Origin of the sequence: Nocardia niigatensis NBRC 100131 (genome assembly GCF_000308655.1) — a bacterium.
Lineage (GTDB): Bacteria > Actinomycetota > Actinomycetes > Mycobacteriales > Mycobacteriaceae > Nocardia > Nocardia niigatensis.
Genome location: NZ_BAGC01000054.1, coordinates 64,957 through 87,038, shown reverse-complemented (window position 1 = coordinate 87,038; position 22,082 = coordinate 64,957). Strand labels below are relative to the sequence as shown.

At 70.9% G+C, this 22,082-nt stretch carries 1 protein-coding gene (running past both ends of the window); it reads left to right on the top strand.

Every position in this 22,082-nt window falls within one protein-coding gene, locus ON33_RS26025, for a non-ribosomal peptide synthase/polyketide synthase (protein WP_040861720.1), read on the top strand. The gene is 44,517 nt long; 8,046 of those nucleotides lie to the left of the window and 14,389 to its right, leaving coding positions 8,047-30,128 in view — codons 2,683 (complete) to 10,043 (partial); the first complete codon in view begins at nucleotide 1. Both codon boundaries (start and stop) fall beyond the window edges.

Below are 22,082 nucleotides of genomic sequence, written 5' to 3'. Positions count from 1 at the left end.
GCCCGCAAGCTCATCGCTCAGGGCGTCGGCGCGGAATCGCATGTGGCGCTGGCCATCCGGCGCTCGCTGGATCTGGTCGTCGCCATGTACGCGGTGCTGGAGGCCGGTGGCGCGTACGTGCCGCTGGATCCGGATCAGCCGGACGAGCGCATCGACTACGTGCTCGACACCGCCCGCCCGGTCGCGATCCTCACCACCAGCCGTGACGATTTCGTCACCGGCCGCAATGTGCCGGTGCTCGAGGTCGACACGCTGAACCTGGAGGCCTACTCCGACGCGCCGATCACGGATGCCGAACGGGGACAGGCGATCCGGCCGGAGCACACGGCCTACGTCATCTTCACCTCCGGTTCGACGGGCCGCCCGAAGGGTGTCGCGGTCGAGCACGGCGCGATCGTGAACCGCCTGCTGTGGATGCAGCACGAGTACCCGATCGACGCGAACGACGCTGTCCTGCAGAAGACTCCCGCCACCTTCGACGTGTCGGTGTGGGAGTTCTTCTGGCCCTTGCAGACCGGTGCGCGCTTGGTGGTCGCCAAGCCGGACGGTCACCGCGACCCGGTGTACCTGGCCCAGGTCATCGCCGAGACAGGCATCACCACGGCCCACTTCGTGCCGTCGATGCTCTCGGTGTTCGTCGCCACCCTCGGCAGCGAGAACGGCGACTCCGCGGTTCCCGCACCGCGTTTGCGTCAGGTGTTCGCGTCCGGTGAGGCGCTGCCCGCGCCGACCGCGCAGAAGCTGCGTGAGTTGACCGGCGCGCGGCTGCACAACCTGTACGGCCCGACCGAAGCGGCCGTCGACGTCACCTACCACGAGGTCGTGGACACCGACACCGTGTTCGTGCCGATCGGCCGCCCGGTCTGGAACACCGAGACCTACGTCCTCGACGCGCGTCTGCACCCGGTCGCGCCGGGTGTCGCGGGTGAGCTCTATCTGGCGGGCGATCAGCTGGCGCGCGGCTACCTCGGCCGCCCCGACCTGTCCGCCGATCGCTTCGTCGCGAACCCGTTCGTCTCCGGCGACCGCATGTACCGCACCGGTGACCTGGTCTCCTGGACGGCCGACGGTGAACTGAACTACCTGGGCCGCACCGACTTCCAGGTCAAGCTGCGCGGTCTGCGCATCGAGCTGGGCGAGATCGAGGCCGCGCTGCTGGCGCAGCCGGGCGTCGCCCAGTCCGTCGTGGTGGTCCGCACCGACGCGCACGCCGGTGACCAGCTCGTGGGTTACGTTGTCCGCGAAGCGGATACGACCGTCGACGTCGATGCGGTGAAGGCCGCGCTGAGCGGCTCGCTGCCCGCCTACATGGTCCCGGCCGCGCTCGTGGTGCTGGACGCCTTCCCGGTCAACGCCTCCGGCAAGCTGGACCGCCGGGCACTGCCCGCGCCGGTCTTCGAGGCCAAGCGCTTCCGCGCCCCCTCGACCCCGATCGAGGAGATCATCGCGCAGATCTTCGCCGACCTGCTCGGTGTCGAGCGCGTCGGCGTGGACGACGACTTCTTCGAGCTGGGCGGCAACTCGCTGGTCGCCACCCAGGTGGTGGCCCGCCTGGCCGCCGCGCTGAACGCCGAGATCGGCGTGCGCGTGCTGTTCGAGGCCCCGACCGTGGCCGGGCTGGCCGCCCGCGTCGAGTCGCACGCGGGAACCGGTGTGCGCCAGGCGCTCACGGTGCAGTCGCGGCAAGCGCAGGGAGGCGGAGCGGAGTACCCGCCGCTGTCGCTGGCGCAGCAGCGCATGTGGTTCCTCAACCGGTTCGATCCGGAATCGGCCGCCAACAACATCCCGGCGGCCGTGCGGCTCACCGGCGCACTGGATCTCGACGCCATGCGCGGGGCCATCGCCGACGTGGTGGCGCGGCACGAGTCGCTGCGCACCCTCTACCCGTCGCACGAGGGCGTCGCCTACCAGAAGGTGCTACCCACCGGCCGCGCCATCCCCGAGCTGGATGTGCTGGACGTGACCGAGGGCGAATTGTTCGCCGCGGTCTACGACTTCGCCGCCCGCGGCTTCGACGTCACCGCCGAGACCGCCGTCCGCCTGCGTGCCTATCGCCTCGCGGCCGACGATCACGTGCTGGTGCTGGTGGCCCACCACATCGCGGCCGACGGTTTCTCGATGAACCCGCTGGTGCGTGACCTGATGACCGCCTACATCGCGCGTAGCAACGGCGAGACCCCGGGCTGGACCGAACTGCCGGTGCAGTACGTGGACTACGCGCTGTGGCAGCGGGAAACGCTGGGCTCGGAAGAGGATCCGCGCTCGCTCATCACCGAGCAGCTCGACTACTGGCGTGACACCCTGTCCGGCCTGCCGGACGAGCTGCGCCTGTCGGCCAAGCCGCGCCCGGCGGTCGCGTCCTACGACGCGGGCACGCACCGCTTCCAGGTTCCGGGCGAGCTCATCGCCGGGCTGAACCGGGTGGCGCAGTCCAACGGCACCACCCTGTTCATGGTGGTGCACAGCGCTTTCGCCGCGCTGCTGGCGCGGCTGAGCGGCACCGACGACATCGCGGTCGGCGTTCCGGTGGCGGGCCGCGGCGAGCAGGCGCTCGACGATCTCGTCGGCATGTTCGTCAACACCCTGGTGCTCCGGTCGCCGGTCGACACCGGCACCAGCTTCACCGACCTGCTGAAGACCGTGCGCGAGCGCGATCTGCAGGCCTTCGCCCACGCGGACGTGCCGTTCGAGCGGTTGGTCGAGGTGCTCAACCCGGCCCGTTCGCAGGCCCGGCACCCGCTGTTCCAGGTCATGCTGTCGTTCCAGAACCTGGGCCGCACCTCGCTGGAGCTGCCGGGTCTGAGCGTGTCCGAGCTGGCCATCGACCAGCAGTCGGCCAAGTTCGACCTGCAGCTGACGCTCAGCGAGATCATCGATGGCGACTCGACCATGGATGCCGAGCTCGTCTACGCGACTGACCTTTTCGACTCGCACTACGCCGGTGTCTTCGCGCAGCGCTTCGTGGCGATGCTCACCGCCGTGGTCGCGGACCCGACCCAGCTGGTCGGCGATGTCGAGCTGCTGAGCGAGGCCGAACGCCGCCGGCTGCTGGTCGGCTGGAACGAGACCGCGTTCGAGTTGGACACCGCGCTGCCGGAGATCTCGGAAGGCGCTGCGGCGACGCTGGTTTCGCTGTTCGAGGCGCAGGTCGCGCTGACTCCCGAAGCGACTGCGGTCACCTTCGAGGGGACACCCGGGCGGAGCCCGGAAAATAAGACACAGTTGTCCTACGCGGAGTTCGCGGCTCGCGTCCGCAAGCTCGCGCGCTGGCTCATCGCCGAGGGCGTCGGACCGGAATCTCTTGTGGCGCTGGGCATGCGCCGCTCCATCGACCTGGTCGTGGGCATGTACGCGGTCACGGTCGCCGGTGGCGCGTACGTGCCGCTGGATCCGGATCACCCGGCCGAGCGCACCCAGTACATCCTCGAGACCGCACAGCCGGTCTGCGTGCTGACCTCCGGCGACGACTTGGAAGGCGTTGACGCGCGCCAGGTCCGGATCGACGAGCTGGACCTGGACGCCTTCGCCGACGCCCCGGTCGCCGATGCCGAGCGCCGCTCGCCGCTGCGCCCGCAGAACACCGCGTACGTGATCTTCACCTCCGGCTCCACCGGCCGCCCCAAGGGTGTGGCCGTGAGCCACGCGGCCATCGTGAACCGTCTCGTCTGGATGCACGCCCAGTACGGGCTGGCCGCCTACGACGTGGTGCTGCAGAAGACCCCTGCCACCTTCGATGTGTCGGTGTGGGAGTTCTTCTGGCCTTTGCAGGTCGGCGCCCGCCTGGTGGTCGCCAAGCCGGACGGCCACCGCGATCCGGCCTACCTGGCCGAGATCATCGTCCGCGAGGGCGTCACGGTCACCCACTTCGTGCCGTCCATGCTGGCGGTCTTCGTGGCCGAGCCCGCCGCGGCCGACTGCGTCAGCCTGACCAATGTCTTCGCCTCCGGTGAGGGCCTGCCCGCGCCGACCGCGCAGCAGCTGCGGCAGCTCACCGGAGCCCGCCTGCACAACCTGTACGGCCCCACCGAGGCCGCGGTCGACGTGACCTTCCACGAGGTCACCGATTCCGATCTGACGTCGGTGCCGATCGGCGCGCCGGTCTTCAACACCCAGGTGTACGTGCTGGATTCGCGCCTGAAGCCGGTTCCGGTGGGTGTCGCGGGTGAGCTGTACCTGGCCGGCGATCAGCTGGCCACCGGCTATGTGGCCCGCCCGGATCTGACCGCGGATCGCTTCGTGGCCAACCCGTTCGGTGACGGCGTCCGCATGTACCGCACCGGTGACCTGGTCACCTGGACGGGCAATGGCGAGCTCGAGTACCTGGGCCGCACCGACTTCCAGGTGAAGCTGCGCGGTCTGCGCATCGAGCTCGGCGAGATCGAGTCGGCCCTGACGGCCATCGGCTCCATCGCCCAGGCTGTGGTCGTGGTGCACTCGGACGCCAAACTGGGCGACCAGCTCGTGGCCTACGTAATCCCGTCCGCTTCCGCCTCGGAGGTTCGAGACCTTCAGCGCCGCGAACCCGCCCGGAGCGAAGCGGAGGGCAAATTCGACGCCACCGCCGTCAAGGACGAACTGTTCGAACGGCTTCCGGCCTACATGGTCCCGGCCGCCTTCATGGTGCTGGAAGCCTTCCCGCTCAACGCCTCCGGCAAGCTGGACCGCAAGCAGCTGCCCGCGCCGACCTTCGCCGCCAAGGCCTTCCGCGCCCCGGCCACGCCGGTGCAGCAGACCGTCGCCGGCACCATCGCCGACGTGCTCGGCCTGGACCGGGTCGGCCTGGACGACGACTTCTTCGAGCTCGGCGGCAACTCGCTGATCGCCACCCAGGTGATCGCGCGCCTGTCGGCCGCCCTGGACGCCGACATCCCGCTGCGCACGCTGTTCGAGGCCACCACCGTGGCTTCCCTTGCCGCGCAACTGGAATCGCGCGTCGGCACCGGCGCGCGCGCCGCGCTGGTCGCCCAGGAGCGCCCGGAGCTGGTGCCGCTGTCCCTCGCACAGCAGCGCATGTGGTTCCTGAACCGCTTCGACAACCGCACCGCGGTCAACAACATCCCGGTGGCGCTGAAGCTCACCGGCGCGATCGACCCGGCCGCCTTCACCGCCGCCATCGGCGACGTGCTGGCTCGGCACGAGTCGCTGCGCACCATCTACCCCGAGGTCGAGGGCGACGGCTACCAGCGCATCCTGCCGCTGTCCGAGGTCGACTTCGAGGTGCGGACCGAGACGGTCACCGCGGCCGACCTGACCGCGCGCATCACCCAGCTCGCGAGCGTGTTCTTCGACGTCACCCGCGAACTGCCGTTCCGCGCCACCGTGCTCAGCCTCAGCGAGACCGAGCACGTGCTGGTGTTGGTGCTGCATCACATCAGCGCGGACGGCGTCTCGCTGCGCCCGCTGCTGCGCGATGTGGTGGCCGCCTACCTGTCCCGCAGCAGCGGCGAGGCTCCGGCCTGGGCGCCGCTGCCGGTGCAGTACGCCGACTACACGTTGTGGCAGCGCGAGATCCTGGGCGCGGAAACCGATTCCGAGTCCGTCGCGGCCCAGCAGATCGCCTACTGGACCGACCGCCTGGCCGACCTGCCCGAGCAGATCGAGCTGCCCGCCGACCGCCCGCGGCCGGAGATCGCCACCAATGCCGGTGGCACCTACGACTTCTCGATCGACGCCGAGCTGCACCGCGCCCTGACCGGCGTGGCCCGCGAGCACGACGTCACCCTGTTCATGCTGGTGCACGCCGCCCTGGCCACCTGGGCCGCGCGCCTGTCCCGCGCCACCGACATCGCCATCGGCACCCCCATCGCGGGCCGCGGCGAGCGGGCGCTGGACGACCTGGTCGGCATGTTCGTCAACACCCTGGTGCTGCGCAGCGAGGTGAAGGCGGACGCCGCGTTCCGCGACCTGCTGGCCCAGGTGCGCCGCACCGACCTGGCCGCCTTCGCGCACGCCGATGTGCCGTTCGAGCGCCTCGTCGACGTGCTCAGCCCGGTCCGCTCGCAGGCGCACCACCCGCTGTTCCAGGTGGCGCTGACCTTCGAGGCCGCCGGGGCCGAGGACGCGGCCGCGGTCGCGCTGCCGGGCCTGGAGCTCGAGGTCGTCGAATTCGACCCGGGCACCGCCAAGTTCGACGTCCAGCTCACCGTGAGCGAGCGCGCCGACGGCTCGCTGGGACTGTCCTGGAACTACGCCACCGACCTGTTCGACGCCGAGACCGTCATCTCCTTCGCCGAGCGCCTGGTGCGCATCCTGCGCGCGGTCGCCGAGAACCCGGCCGCGCTCATCGGTGACATCGACCTGCTGGGCGAGGGCGAGCGCCACAATGTGGCCGAGCACTGGGTCTCCGCGGGCGAGGACATCGTCGCCCTGGCCCGGACCGCGCGGGCCGCGGTCGCCGACGCCGAACGCGCTGTCGCCGAGGGCACCTCGGGCATCGCGCCCGAGGCCGCCGCCCTGCTCGCGCTGGGCGGGTCCGCCGAGCGCCTGGCCAACCCGCTGGCCGCCCTGGCCAGCCCGTTCGTAGCGGCCGACGCCACCCTGTCGAGCCTGTTCGACCTGGCGGTGGCAGCGAATCCGGAGCGCGTCGCGGTGCGCTTCGGCGACGAGGAGCTCACCTACTTCGACCTGGATCGCCGCGCGAATGTGCTGGCGCGCCGCCTGATCGGCGAGGGCGCGGGACCGGAATCGCTGGTCGCGGTGCTGCTGCCGCGTTCGGCGGATCTGGTGGTGGCGCTGCTGGCCGTGATCAAGACCGGTGCGGGCTACGTGCCGATCGATCCCACCTACCCGGCCGACCGCATCGCCTACGTGCTCTCGGACGCGCGGCCGACCAGCGTGATCACCGACTCGACCGTGCAGGTCGAGCAAGTGTTGGGAGGTGGAGCGGCCGCCGACCTGAACACCGTGCTGCTGGACGGGTTCTCGCTGGAGGCCGGCAATATCGTGGACGCGGCCGACGGGCCGGTCACCGATGCCGATCGCCGGGCCGCGCTGCGCCCGGACCACGTCGCCTACGTCATCTACACCTCCGGCTCCACCGGCCGCCCCAAGGGCGTGGCCGTGGCGCACCGGAATGTGGTGCGGCTCATGGCGAACACCGATCGCGAGTTCGGCTTCACGCCCGACGACGTGTGGACCCTGTTCCACTCCTACGCCTTCGACTTCTCGGTGTGGGAGCTGTGGGGCCCGCTGCTCTACGGCGGCAAGCTCGTCGTGGTCGACTACTACGTCTCCCGCTCTCCCGAGCAGTTCCTGGAACTGCTGCGCCGCGAACAGGTCACGGTGCTCAACCAGACCCCGTCGGCCTTCTACCAGCTGGCCGAGGCCGATCGGATCGCTACCTCGGCGAGCCGGGAACCGGATGCCGCCGCGGGCGATCACCAGTCGCTGGCGCTGCGCTACGTGATCTTCGGCGGTGAGGCGCTCGAGCTGCGCCGCCTGTCGGATTGGGTTGCCCGCCACGGTGATTCCACGCCGTATCTGGTGAACATGTACGGCATCACCGAGACCACCGTGCACGTCTCCGTGCGCGTGCTCGACGCCGACACCATCGCCGCCGCCACCGGTTCGGTGGTCGGCCGGGCCATCGCCGGCCTGCGCGTGTACGTCCTCGACGACCGCCTGCACCCGGTGCCGGTGGGTGTCGCGGGCGAAATGTACGTCGCCGGACCGCAATTGGCGCGCGGCTACCTGGGCCGCCCGGACCTGTCCGCGGCCCGCTTCGTGGCGAGCCCCTTCGGCGTGCCGGGGGAGCGGCTGTACCGCTCCGGTGACGTGGCCCGCTGGAACCGCTTCGGCGAGCTCGAATACCTGGGCCGCGCCGACGATCAGGTCAAGGTGCGCGGCTTCCGCATCGAGCTCGGTGAGATCGAGTCCGCCGTGCTGGCCCAGCCGGGCGTGGCCCAGGCCGCGGTCATCGTGCGCGAGGACCAGCCGGGCGATCAGCGCATCGTGGCCTACGTGGTGCCGGCGGACGGCGTCGCGCCGGCCGTGGACGCGGTCCGCGACGGCGCGGCCGAGCTGCTGCCGTCCTACATGGTCCCCTCCGCCATGGTGCTGCTGGACCGGATCCCGTTGACCGTCAACGGCAAGCTGGACCGCCGGGCGCTCCCGGCTCCCGCCGCGCAGGCGCGGGCCTTCCGCGCCCCGGAGACCCCGGTGCAGGAGACGGTCGCCGCTGTCTTCGCCGAGGTCCTGGATCTACCGCGGGTCGGCCTGGACGACGACTTCTTCGATCTGGGCGGTAACTCGCTCATCGCCACCCGGGTGGTGTCGCGCATCGGCGCGGCCCTGGACACCACGGTCGCGGTGCGCACCCTGTTCGAGGCCACCACGGTCGAGGCCCTGGCGGCCCGCATCGAGTCGCACGCCGACGGCGCGTCCCGCGCCAAGCTGGTGGCCCGCACCCGCACGCCGGGTGAACTGGTGCCGCTGTCGTTCGCGCAGCAGCGCATGTGGTTCCTGAACCAGTACGACACCTCCTCGGCGGCCTACAACCTGCCGCTGGCCATCCGCCTGCGCTCCGTCGACCCGCGCTTCGGCGAACTCGACACCGCCGCACTGGAACTCGCGGTCGCGGACGTGGTCCGCCGGCACGAGTCGCTGCGCACCCGATATCCGGAGCACGGCGGCACCCCGATGCAGGTGGTCGTCCCGGCCGAGGAGATCGCCCTCGACCTGCGGCCGGTCACGGTCGCGCCCGAGGACGTGACCGCCACCGTGACCGCCTTCGCCACGCTGGGCTTCGATGTGGCCGAACAGGTTCCGCTGCGCGCCCGCCTGTTCCGCGTCGGCGGCGAGGACGCCGCCGAGCACGTGCTCGTGGTGGTCGTGCACCACATCGCCGGTGACGGCTTCTCGATGTCCCCGCTGGCCCGCGACGTCATGGTCGCCTACACCGCGCGCAACCAGGGCGCGGTGCCGGGCTGGGCCCCGCTGGCCGTGCAGTACGCGGACTTCGCCGTCTGGCAGCGCGAAGTGCTGGGCTCCGAAGAGGACTCGTCCTCGATCATGGCCCGCCAGGTGGCCTACTGGCAGCGCGTGCTCGGCGGCGTGCCCGACGAGCTGGCCCTGCCCACCGACCGCCCGCGCCCGGCCATCGCCTCGCACCGCGGCGCCACGCTGCAGCGGACGCTGTCGCCGGAGCTGATCGCGGCGCTGGAAGAGGTTGCCCGCGGCCGTGGTTCGTCGCTGTTCATGGTCATGCACAGCGCGCTCGCGGTGTTGCTGGCCCGCCTGTCCGGCGGCGACGACATCGCGATCGGCACCCCGGTCGCCGGTCGCGGTGAGGCCGCGCTGGATGACCTGGTCGGCATGTTCGTCAACACCCTGGTGCTGCGCACCGGCATCGAGCCCGGCGAGTCGTTCACCGACCTGCTGGACCGCGTGCGGCACACCGACCTCGACGCCTTCGGCAATGCCGACGTGCCGTTCGAGCGGTTGGTGGAACTGCTCGCGCCCGAGCGCTCGCAGGCCCGCAACCCGCTGTTCCAGGTCATGCTGGCCTTCCAGAACCTGGATCGCACCAGCATCGAGCTGCCGGGGCTGACGGTCTCCACGCTGGACCTCGACGAGAGCATCTCCCGCTTCGACCTGCAGTTCACGCTGTCGGAGCAGGACGCCGGGATGGCGCTCGCGCTGACCTACGCCACCGATCTGTTCGACGAGGCCACCGCGGCCGGATTCGCGCAGCGCTGGGTGCGGGTGCTCGAGGCCGTCGCGGCCGACCCGGAGATCGGCGTCGGCGCGATCGACATCCTGGATCAGGACGAACGTGCCGATCTGACGGCCCGTTTCGGCCTGCCCGCCGTCCCGGCGCGCACACTGCCGGAACTGATCGCCGACGCCGTCGCCCTCGACCCGGCCGCCCCCGCGGTCGTGTTCCAGGGTCGGAGTCTGTCCTATGGCGAGCTGGACGCTCGCTCGAACCGCCTGGCGCGCTTGCTCATCGAGCGCGGCATCGGCGCCGAGGATCTGGTCGCGGTGGCCGTGCCGCGCTCGGACGACTCCTATTTCGCCGAATGGGCGGTGTCCAAGACCGGTGCGGCCTTCGTGCCGGTGGACCCGAACTACCCGGCCGACCGCATCGCTCACATGGTCACCGACTCCGGTTCGCCGGTCGGCCTCACCGTGGCGTCGGTGCGCGCGGACATGCCGGACTCGGTCGAGTGGCTGGTCCTCGACGAGCTGGATCTGAACGCCTTCGCGGACACCGCGATCGCCGATGCCGAGCGGGCGCGCCCGCTGCGTCCGGAGCACCCGGCCTACGTCATCTACACCTCCGGTTCCACCGGTGTGCCCAAGGGCGTCGTGGTCACCCACGCCGGTCTGGCCAACTTCAGCGTCGAGCAGGCCGAGCGGTACGCGCTCGACTCCTCCTCGCGCGCACTGCATTTCGCGTCGCCCTCGTTCGACGCGTCCATGCTGGAGTTCTTGCTCGCCATCGGCAAGGGCGGCACCCTGGTGGTCGTCCCGCCGGGCACCTACGGCGGCGAGGAGCTCTCCGAGCTGATCCGCCGCGAGCGGGCCACCCACGCCTTCATCACCCCGGCGGCGCTGTCCACGTTCGGACCGGCGGGCCTGGACTCGCTGCGCGTGCTGGTCGCCGGTGGTGAAGCGGTACCCGCGGACCTGGTCGAGAAGTGGGCGGTTCCGTTGGCGGACGGCACGATTCGTGCGTTCCACAACGGCTACGGCCCCACCGAGACCACCATCATGACCAATATCAGCGACGCGCTGACGCCGGGTGAGCTGGTCACCATCGGCGGTCCCATCCGGGGCATGCAGTCGCTGATCCTCGACAACCGCCTGCGCCCCGTTCCGGTGGGTGTCGCGGGTGAGCTGTACCTGTCGGGTATCCAGCTGGCGCGCGGCTACCACGCGCGGCCGGGCCTGACCGCCGAGCGGTTCGTGGCCAACCCGTCCGTGCCCGGCGAGCGTATGTATCGCACCGGTGACGTGGTGCGCTGGACTCCGGACGGCCTGGTCGAGTATGTCGGCCGCTCCGACTTCCAGGTCAAGGTGCGCGGTTTCCGCATCGAGCTCGGCGAGATCGACGCCGCGCTGGCCTCGCACGAATCCGTCGACTTCGCGGTCACCGTCGGCCACAAGAACGCCGCGGGCGCGACCTCGCTGGTGTCGTACGTGGTTGCCACGCCGGGTCATTCGATCGATGTGGCGGCCGTGACCGCGCACGTCGAGCAGCGCCTGCCCGCGTACATGGTGCCGTCGTCGGTCATGGTCATCGACCGGGTGCCGCTGACCCCGGTCGGCAAGCTGGACCGCCGGGCGCTGCCCGAGCCGGTCTTCGCCACCGAGGTGGTCTTCCGCGCCCCGCGCAATGCCCTCGAGCACACCATCGCCGAGGTCTTCGCCGAGGTGCTGGGCCTGGAGCGGGTCGGCATCGACGACTCGTTCTTCGCCCTGGGCGGCGACTCCATCGTCTCCATCCAGCTGGTGTCGCGGGCCAAGGCGCGCGGCGTGGTGTTCAGCCCACGCGACGTGTTCGAACAGCGCACCGTCTCCGGCCTCGCCGCCGTCGCGGAAACCGCCGACGGCCAGGGCGATTCGACGCCGCAGCTGACCGAACTGCCGGGCGGCGGCGTGGGTGTCATGCCGCTGACCCCGGTCGTGCGCTTCATGGCGGGCCGGCCGGGCGAGTTCGGCCGCTTCAACCAGACCATGGCGCTGGAACTGCCGATCGGCATCGATCGCGCGGGCATCGCCGCCACCGTCGGCGCGGTCATCGACCGCCACGACATGCTGCGGGCGCGCCTGCGCCGGGTGCCGGACGCGGACTGGATCGTCGAGACCGGCGCGCCCGGCACCGTCGACGCTGATTCGCTCATCGACCGCACCGAGTTCGACGCGGCCGCCACCGACGAGCAGCTGTTCGAGATCGCCACCGCCGCACTGGACGCCACCCTCGACAAGCTGGATCCGGCTGCGGGACAGGTCATCCGGTTCGTGTGGCTGGAGCCGTCGGACGCCACGGCGAGCCGTGAATCGGGCACCGCTCGCGCGGGACGCCTCGTGGTCGCCCTTCACCACCTGGTGGTCGACGGCGTCACCTGGCGAATCCTGGTGCCGGACTTCGTCGCGGCGTGGGGTCAGGTGTCGGCCGGACAGACCCCCGAACTGGTCGCGCCCGCCACCAGCATGCGCACCTGGGCGCACGCCCTCGAGCGTGAGGCCGCCACCGACGAGCGCGTCGCCGAACTGGAGTTCTGGCGCACCGTCGTCGAGGGCCCGGATCCGCTGCTCACCGAGCGCGCCATGGATCCGGCCGTGGACGTCACCGCGACCATCGTCAAGCACCGCGTCGAGCTGTCGGCCGAGGCCACCAAGTCGCTGCTGACCACCGTGCCCGCGCTGTTCCACGGCGGCGTGAACGACGGTCTGCTGACCGCGCTCGCCTTGGCGGTGGCCAAGTTCCGCGCTGCCAAGGGACTGGGGGAGAAGTCTGCCCTCGTCCGGCTGGAGGGCCACGGTCGTGAGGAGGAGGTCGTGCCCGGCGCCGACCTGTCCCGCACGGTCGGCTGGTTCACCGCCATCTTCCCGGTGCGCTTCGACCTGTCCGGCATCGACGTGGACGCCGCCCTCACCGGCGGGCCCGCCATGGGCCGGGCCATCAAGGCCGTCAAGGAGCAGCTGCTCGCGGTGCCCGACAAGGGCATCGGCTACGGTCTGCTGCGCTACATGAACTCCGACACCGCGGGGCAGCTGCCCAAGCTGCTGCCGGGCCAGGTCAGCTTCAACTACCTGGGCCGGGTCACCGACGGCAATGTGCCGGAGGCGCTGCGCGGCTTCGGCTGGATCCCGGCTCCCGAGCTGGCGGATCTGGCGGGCGCCTACGACGCCGACATGCCGGCCATGGCCCCGATCGACATCAACGCCATCGTGGCCGGCGACAAGCTGACCGCGAACATCGGCTACCCGAGCACGCTGCTCTCCGCCACGGAGATCGCCGAGTTCGCCGCGCTGTGGACCGCGGCGCTGGAAGCCGTTGCGCGGCATGCGGAATCGGCGCAGGCGGGCGGGCACACCCCGTCCGACTTCGGCCTGGTGCGCGTCACCCAGCGCGATATCGACGGCTGGGAAAAGCAGTACGGCGAGCTGAGCCAGGTGTGGCCGCTGTCCGCGCTGCAGGCCGGCCTGCTCTTCCACGCGCAGCTGGCCGCCACCTCGGTGGACGTGTACACCGCGCAGGCGGTGCTCACCCTCGAGGGCCGCGTCGACGCCGACCGGCTGCGGTCGGCCGCGCAGGCGCTCATCGAACGCCACGAGATCCTGCGCACCGCCTACGTCAACGACGCGTCCGGCGTGCCGGTGCAGGTGGTCATCGACGGCGTGCGGGTGGCGTGGACCAACCACGACCTCACCGATATCGCCGACGACGCGGCCCGCGCCGCGCGCGCGGCGGAGATCATCGCCGCCGACCGCATGCAGCGCTTCGACCTGACCGTGCCGCCGCTCATCCGCTACACCCTGGTGCGCACCGCCCCGCACAGCTACCAGCTGGCCGTGGCGAACCACCACATCCTGCTCGACGGCTGGTCCATGCCGCTGCTCATGCAGGACTTGCTGGTGCTGTACGCCACGCACTCCGACACCGCGGTGCTGCCGCCGGTGCGGTCCTACCGCTACTTCCTGGAATGGGTTGCGGCGCAGGATCGTCCGGCCTCGCTGGCGGCCTGGCAGCGCTCGCTGCGCGGCGTCTCCGAGCCCACCCTGCTCACCCGCCCCGACGCGGGCCGTGAGATCACCGCCCTGTCCGGCGAGTACTTCTTCGACCTGGACGAGGCCGCGACCGCGCGCCTGACCGCGGTGGCCGCCGACCTCGGCGTCACCCCGAACACCGTGCTCCAGGTGGCGTGGGGCATCCTGCTCGGCCGCCTCACCGGCCGCGAGGACGTGCTCTTCGGCACCACGGTGTCCGGCCGTCCGGCCCAGCTCGCGGGCGTCGAGTCCATGGTGGGTCTGTTCATCAACACCGTCCCGGTGCGGGTCGCCTTCGACCCGGCCGAGGCGGCGAGCGCGCTGCTCACCCGCACCCAGGGGGAACAGGCCGACCTGCTCGACCACCACTACGTGGGCCTGGCCGACATCCAGACCGCCGCGGGCATCGGCGGACTCTTCGACACCCTGGTCGTGTTCGAGTCCTACCCCGTCGACGCCGACGGCATCCGGTCCCAGGCCGCCGATATCGACGGCATGGCCGTCACCGGCCTGGACGCCGCCGACGCCACCCACTACCCGCTCACCCTCATTGCCCAGCTCGACACCCGCCTGCGCATCCGCGCCGGCTACCTGCGCGACCTGTTCGACGAGGACACCGTCCACCGCATCGCCGATCGCCTGATCCGCGTGCTGACGGCCATCACCACGGAACCCGCTGCGGCCGTGGGCGATATCGAGCTGCTGGACGGGGCCGAGCGCGAGCTGGTCGTCGAGCGCTGGAACGACACCGCCTTCGACGTCGCGGCCGTGCTCACCGATCGCTCCGCCTCCCCGCGCTTGGCGGCCGAGGCCGCGACCCTGGTCGCCATGTTCGAGGCGCAGGTCGAGCGGACTCCCGACGCGACCGCGGTCAGCTTCGAGGGCACGAGTCTGTCCTACGCCGAGTTCTCCGACCGGGTGCACCGCCTGGCCCGCTGGCTCGTCGAGCGTGGCGTCGGCGCGGAATCCTTTGTGGCGCTGGGCATGCAACGCTCCCTCGACCTGGTGGTCGGCATGTACGCCGTCACCGTGGCCGGGGCCGCCTACGTGCCGCTGGACCCGGATCACCCGGCCGAGCGCATCGAGTACATCCTCGAGACCGCCGACCCGGTGACCGTGTTGACCTCCGGTGAGGATCTGGCGATCGACACCGCCCAGGTGCGCATCGACATGCTGGAGCTGAGCAGCTACTCGGCCGCTCCGCTCAGCGACGCGGAACGCCGTGCGCCGCTGCGGGAGTCGAACAACGCCTACGTCATCTTCACGTCCGGTTCGACCGGGCGCCCGAAGGGTGTGGCGGTGCCGCACTCGGCGATCGTCAACCGCCTCGTCTGGATGCAGGCCGCCTACGGGCTGACCGCCGACGACGTGGTGCTGCAGAAGACCCCGGCCACCTTCGACGTGTCGGTGTGGGAGTTCTTCTGGCCCTTGCAGATCGGCGCGACGCTGGTCGTGGCCAGGCCCGACGGCCACCGCGACCCGGCCTACCTCGCGGATCTCATTGCGCGCGAAGGCGTGACGGTCACCCACTTCGTGCCGTCCATGCTCGCGGTGTTCGTGGCGGAGCTCGCGACTCGGGCCGGAGAAACCCCGGTGGTTCGCAACGCGACCTCCAGCGCCGCGAACCTGCCCCGGAGCGAAGCGGAGGGGCGAATTGGGCACAGCCTGCGCAAGGTGTTCGCCTCCGGTGAGGCCCTCGCGCCCAAGCCCGCGCACAAGCTGCGCGAGCTGACCGGTGCCGAGCTGCACAACCTGTACGGCCCCACCGAGGCCGCGGTCGACGTCACCTACCACCAGGTGGTGGACACCGACGTCGACACCGTGCCGATCGGCCGCCCGGTGTTCAACACCGAGGTCTACGTGCTGGATTCGCGGCTGCGTCCCGCCCCGGTCGGGGTCGCCGGCGAGCTGTACCTGGCGGGCGATCAGCTCGCCACCGGGTACGTGGCGCGCCCCGACCTCACCGCGGATCGCTTCGTGGCCAACCCCTTCACCCCCGGCGAGCGCATGTACCGCACCGGTGACCTGGTCACCTGGACCGCGGACGGTGAGCTGGAGTACATCGGCCGCACCGACTTCCAGGTGAAGCTGCGTGGTCTGCGCATCGAGCTCGGCGAGATCGAATCCGCGCTCAGCGCACTGGATTCCATCGCGCAGTCGGTGGTCGTGGTGCGCAGCGACGTGCACACCGGCGATCAGCTGGTCGCCTACGTCATCCCGGCCACGGGCCACACCGTGGACGCCGAGAAGGTGCGCGCGGAGATCGGCGAGAGCCTGCCCGCGTACATGGTGCCGTCGATCCTGATGGCGCTCGACGAGTTCCCGCTCAACGCCTCCGGCAAGCTGGACCGCAAGGCGCTGCCCGCGCCGGTGTTCGAGGCCGCGGTCTTCCGCGCCCCATCCACCGAGATCGAACGGGTCGTGGCCGGCGTCTTCGCCGAGATCCTCGGCCTGGAGCGGGTCGGCCTGGACGACGACTTCTTCGCCCTCGGCGGCAACTCGCTCATCGCCACCCAGGTGGCGGCGCGCCTGTCGGCCGCGCTCGACACCCACCTCGGCGTGCGCGAGATCTTCGAGGCCTCGACCGTGGCCGCGCTGGCGGCCCGCGCCGAAACCCATTCCGGCGCGGGCACGCGTCAGCCGCTGGTCGCGCAGGAACGGCCGGAGCGGCTGCCGCTGTCGCTGGCCCAGCAGCGCATGTGGTTCCTCAACCGGTTCGATCCCGAATCGGCCGTGGACAACATCCCGGCGGCCGTGCGCCTGTCGGGTCTGGTGGACCGCCAGGCCCTGCAGATCGCCGTGGCCGACGTGCTGGCGCGGCACGAGTCGCTGCGCACCCGCTTCCCCGAGATCGACGGCCAGGCGTTCCAGGAGATCGTCCCCACCGGCCAGGTCATTCCGGACCTGACCCCGGTCGAGGTCTCCGAAGCCGCACTCCCGCAGGCGCTCTCGGAGCTGGTGCTGACCGGCTTCGACGTCACCGTGGACGTGCCGTTCCGGGCCCGCCTGTTCGAGGTCAGCCCCACCGAGCACGTGCTCGCGCTGGTGGTGCACCACATCTCGGCCGACGGCTTCTCCATGGGCCCGCTCACCCGGGATGTCATGACCGCCTATGGCGCTCGCGTCGAGGGCGGCGAACCGGGCTGGCAGCCGCTGGATGTCCAGTACGCGGACTACGCGCTGTGGCAGCGCACGGTGCTCGGCGACGAGACCGACGCCGAATCCGTGATCTCCCAGCAGATCTCGTACTGGCGCGATTCGCTGCGCGGCTTGCCCGATCAGCTGGACCTGCCGGCCGACCGTCCACGTCCGGCCGTCGCGTCGGGTCGCGGCGCGACGCATGTCTTCACCATCGACGCCGACACCCACGCCAAGCTGACCGAACTCGCCCGCACCCGCGGCGCGACGCTGTTCATGGTCATGCACTCCGCGCTGGCGGCGCTGCTGTCGCGGCTGTCCGGCGAACAGGACATCGCGATCGGCACCCCGGTCGCGGGTCGTGGCGAGCGCGCTCTCGACGACCTGATCGGCATGTTCGTCAACACCCTCGTGCTGCGCACCGAGGTGGACGGCGGCGCCGGCTTCACCGCACTCCTGGACACGGTGCGCGCCACCGACATCCAGGCTTTCGGCCACGCCGACCTGCCCTTCGAGCGCCTGGTCGAGATCCTCAACCCGGCCCGCTCGCAGGCCCGCCACCCGCTGTTCCAGGTCATGCTGTCATTCCAGAACACCGGCATCACCGAACTGGAACTGCCCGGCCTGACCGTGAGCGCCGTCGATCTGCCGATCGACACCGCCAAGTTCGACCTGCAGCTGGTCCTCACCGAACGCTCCGCCTCGCCGAGCCTGCTCGGCAGCGACGACGTGACCGGCAACGGCCACGGCTCCAGCCCGTCGGGCATCACCGCCGAACTCATCTACGCCACCGACCTGTTCGACGCGGCCACCATGGCGCTCTTCGCCGACCGGTTCGACCTGCTGCTGAAGGCCATTGCCGCGCAGCCGGAACGGGCCATCGGCGATATCGACCTGCTGGTGCCCGGTGAGCGGACCCGGGTGCTGCGGGACTGGAACCGGACCACCGCCGACGTGGTCTCCGTCCTCGCGGCACTGACCTCCGGGACGCTGTCCGACGAGACCACCGCCGAGGGCGAGGTCGTGCGCAGCGCCTCCGGCGACGCGGGCGAGACCCTGGTCGCACTGTTCGAGGCGCAGGCGGAGCGGACTCCCGACGCGACCGCGGTCAGCTTCGAGGGGACCGGTCTGTCCTACGCCGAGTTCGCCGCGCGTGTGCACCGGCTGGCCCGCAAGCTCATCGAGGCCGGGGTCGGCCCGGACAGCCTGGTGGCGCTGGGCATGCGCCGCTCGCTGGACCTGGTGGTCGCCATGTACGCGATCGTCGAGGCCGGTGGCGCGTACGTGCCGCTGGACCTGGACCAGCCCGCGGACCGCATCGACTACGTGCTCGAGACGGCGGAGCCGGTGTGCGTGCTCACTACCGAGCGTGACGGATTCACCCACGCGAGCGTGCCGACCGTCGCGGTCGACACCGTCGACCTGTCGGGTTACTCCGACGCCGTGCTCACCGACGCGGATCGTGTTGCGCCGCTGCGGGCTTCGAACACCGCGTACGTGATCTTCACCTCGGGTTCGACCGGTCGCCCCAAGGGTGTGGCGGTGCCGCACGCGGCGATCGTGAACCGCCTGGTGTGGATGCAGGCCGAGTACGGCCTGACCGCGGACGACGTGGTGCTGCAGAAGACTCCGGCCACCTTCGACGTGTCGGTGTGGGAGTTCTTCTGGCCCTTGCAGATCGGCGCGACGCTGGTCGTGGCCAAGCCCGACGGGCACCGGGATCCGGTGTACCTGGCCGAAACCATTGCCCGCGAAGGCGTCACGACCGCACACTTCGTGCCGTCAATGCTGGCGGTGTTCGTCGCGGAGCTCGCGAGCCGGGCCGGAGAAACCCCGGTGGTTCGCGGCGCGTCGCGTTCTGGACCGAGCGAAGCGGAGGGGCAGATCGGACACAGCCTGCGGCTGGTCTTCGCCTCCGGTGAGGCGCTGCCCGCGACGACCGCCCAGCAGCTGCGCCGGGTCACCGGCGCGGCCCTGCACAACCTGTACGGTCCGACCGAAGCGGCCGTCGACGTCACCTACCACCAGGTCACCGACGCCGACACCGAGACCGTGCCGATCGGCCGCCCGGTGTTCAACACCCAGGTGTACGTGCTGGATTCGCGTCTGCACCCGGTCGCGCCGGGCCTGCCGGGCGAGCTCTACCTGGCCGGCGTGCAGCTGGCGCGCGGCTACGTGGCGCGCCCCGACCTGTCGTCGGATCGCTTCGTGGCCAACCCCTTCACCCCCGGCAAGCGCATGTACCGCACCGGTGACCTCGTCACCTGGACCGCGGACGGTGAGCTGGAGTACATCGGCCGCACCGACTTCCAGGTGAAGCTGCGTGGTCTGCGCATCGAGCTCGGCGAGATCGAGGCCGCGCTGACCGCGCATCCGGAGGTGGCCCAGGCAGTTGTGGTTCTGCGCGCAGATTCCCGAATCGGCGATCAGCTGGTCGCCTACGTGGTTCCCGAGGAATCTGCCCCCGCCCGGAGCGGAGCGGAGGGCAACTTGGACACAGCCCTGCGCGACCACCTGGCCGCGCAGCTGCCGTCGTACATGGTTCCGGCCGCCTTCGTGGCCCTGGGCGCGTTCCCGCTCAGTGCCAACGGCAAGCTGGACCGCCGCGCGCTGCCCGAGCCGGAGTTCGCCGCCCGCGAATTCCGGGCCGCCGCGACGCGTGCCGAGGAGATCGTGGCCGGCGTGTTCGCCGAGGTGCTCGGACTCGAGAACCCGGTCGGCGCGGACGACGACTTCTTCGAACTGGGCGGCAACTCGCTGATCGCCACCCAGGTGGTGGCGCGACTGGGCGCGGCGCTCGACACCCGCATCCCGGTTCGCACCCTCTTCGACGCCCCGAGCGTGGCGGCCCTGGCCGCGCGCGTGGAGGCCCAGGCGGGCACCGGTGGCCGCCGCGCGCTGGTGGCCCAGGCCCGGCCGGACGAGATCCCGCTGTCCCTGGCCCAGCAGCGCATGTGGTTCCTGAACCGCTTCGACACCGCCTCGGCCGTCAACAACATCCCTCTCGCGGTCCGCCTGACCGGCGACCTCGACGTGGACGCCCTGCTGGCCGCCGTCGGCGATGTGCTGGAGCGCCACGAGGTGCTGCGCACGGTCTACCCGGAGAACGCCGAAGGCCGTGGTGTGCAGGTCATCCTGCCCACCGACCAGGTCCGCCTGGACGCGGCCGCCAATGCCGGCATCCACGGCGGCGGCACCGGCCTGGCCCCGGTCGAGGTGACCGAGGCCGATCTGCGCGAGCGCATCGCCGAACTGGTGCTCACCGGTTTCGACGTGACCGCCGCGGCGCCCGTGCGTGCCGGGCTGTTCCGGGTCTCGGACGCCGGACAGCCCACGCACGTCCTGGTTTTCGTGGTGCACCACATCTCCGGTGACGGCTGGTCGGTGCGCCCGCTGGCCCGCGACGTCATGGTCGCCTACGCGGCCCGCGCGATCGGCACGGCCCCGCAGTGGGCGCCGCTGCCGGTGCAGTACGCCGACTTCGCGCTCTGGCAGCGCGAAACCCTCGGCGACGAGGACGACGCCGACTCGCTGATCTCGCAGCAGGTCTCCTACTGGAGCACCGATCTGGCCGGGCTGCCCGACCAGATCGACCTGCCCTCGGATCGCCCGCGCCCCGCGGTCGCGTCCAATGCCGGTGGCGTGCACGAGTTCTCGATCGACGCCGAGCTGCTGGCCGGACTCAACGGCCTGGCCCGCGAGCACGGCGCCTCGCTGTTCATGGTCGTGCACGCGGCCTTCGCGGCCCTGCTGGCGCGCCTGTCCGGCGCTGACGACATCGCAATCGGCACCGCGGTCGCGGGCCGTGGCGAGCAGGTCCTCGACGACGCCATCGGCATGTTCGTCAACACCCTGGTGCTGCGCACGGCCGTCGACTCGGGGGAGAAGTTCGCCGAGCTGCTGGCCCGTACCAAGGACACCGACCTGGCCGCCTTCGGCCACGCCGACCTGCCCTTCGAGCGCCTGGTCGAGATCCTCAACCCGGCCCGCTCGCAGGCCCGCCACCCGCTGTTCCAGGTCATGCTGTCGTTCCAGAACACCGGCGCGGCGAGCTTCGCCCTGCCCGGCCTGGAAGTGGCCGGCGTGCCGCTGGACGTGGTCACCGCCAAGTTCGACCTGCACCTGAACCTTACAGAGTCGGCCGAAAGCGACGGCATGACCGCCGAATTCGCCTACGCCACAGACATGTTCGACCCGGCCACCATCGCCGCCTTCGGCGAGCGCCTGGTGCGCCTGCTGTCGGCCGTGGTCGCCGAGCCGACCGCGCTGGTCGGCGATATCGAACTGCTGGACGCGGCCGAGCGCCGCCAGGTGCTGCGCACCTGGAACGCCACCGAATACGACGTCAAGCGGGTCGCGCTGGGCGGCAAGAAGATCAGCGCCGAGGTGACCCTGGCGTCGATGTTCGAGACCCAGCTGAAGCAGACCCCCAGCCTCACCGCGCTGGTGTTCGAGGGCGAGAGTCTGACCTACGCCGAGTTCGCCTCGCGCGTGCACCGGCTGGCCCGCCACCTCATCGCCGAGGGCGTCGGACCGGATACCTATGTGGCCCTGGGCATGCGGCGCTCCTTCGAGCTACTGGTCGGCATGTACGCGGTCACGGTCGCCGGTGGCGCGTACGTGCCGCTGGACCCCGATCACCCGGCCGAGCGCAACCAGTACGTGCTCGACACCGCACAGCCGGTGTGCGTGCTGAGCACCGGCGGCGACCGGTTCGAAACCACTACGCGCACACTGCTGATCGACGAGCTGGAGCTGTCCGGCTACTCCGACGCCCCGATCACCGACGCCGACCGGATCGCCCCGCTGCACGGCGACAATGTCGCGTACGTGATCTTCACGTCGGGCTCGACCGGCCGCCCGAAGGGTGTGGCGGTGAGCCACACGGCCATCGTCAACCGCCTGGTCTGGATGCAGACCGAGTACGGCCTGTTCGACGACGACGTGGTGCTGCAGAAGACTCCGGCCACCTTCGACGTGTCGGTGTGGGAGTTCTTCTGGCCCTTGCAGATCGGCGCGTCCCTGGTCATCGCGAAGCCGGACGGCCACCGCGACCCGGGCTACATCGCCGACCTGATCATCGAGACCGGGGTCACCACCGCGCACTTCGTGCCGTCGATGATGTCGGTGTTCGTGGCCGAGGAGAAGGCCGCCGAATGCACCACGCTGCACCAGGTCTTCGCCTCCGGTGAGGCGCTGCCCGCGCCGACCGCGCAGAAGCTGCGCGA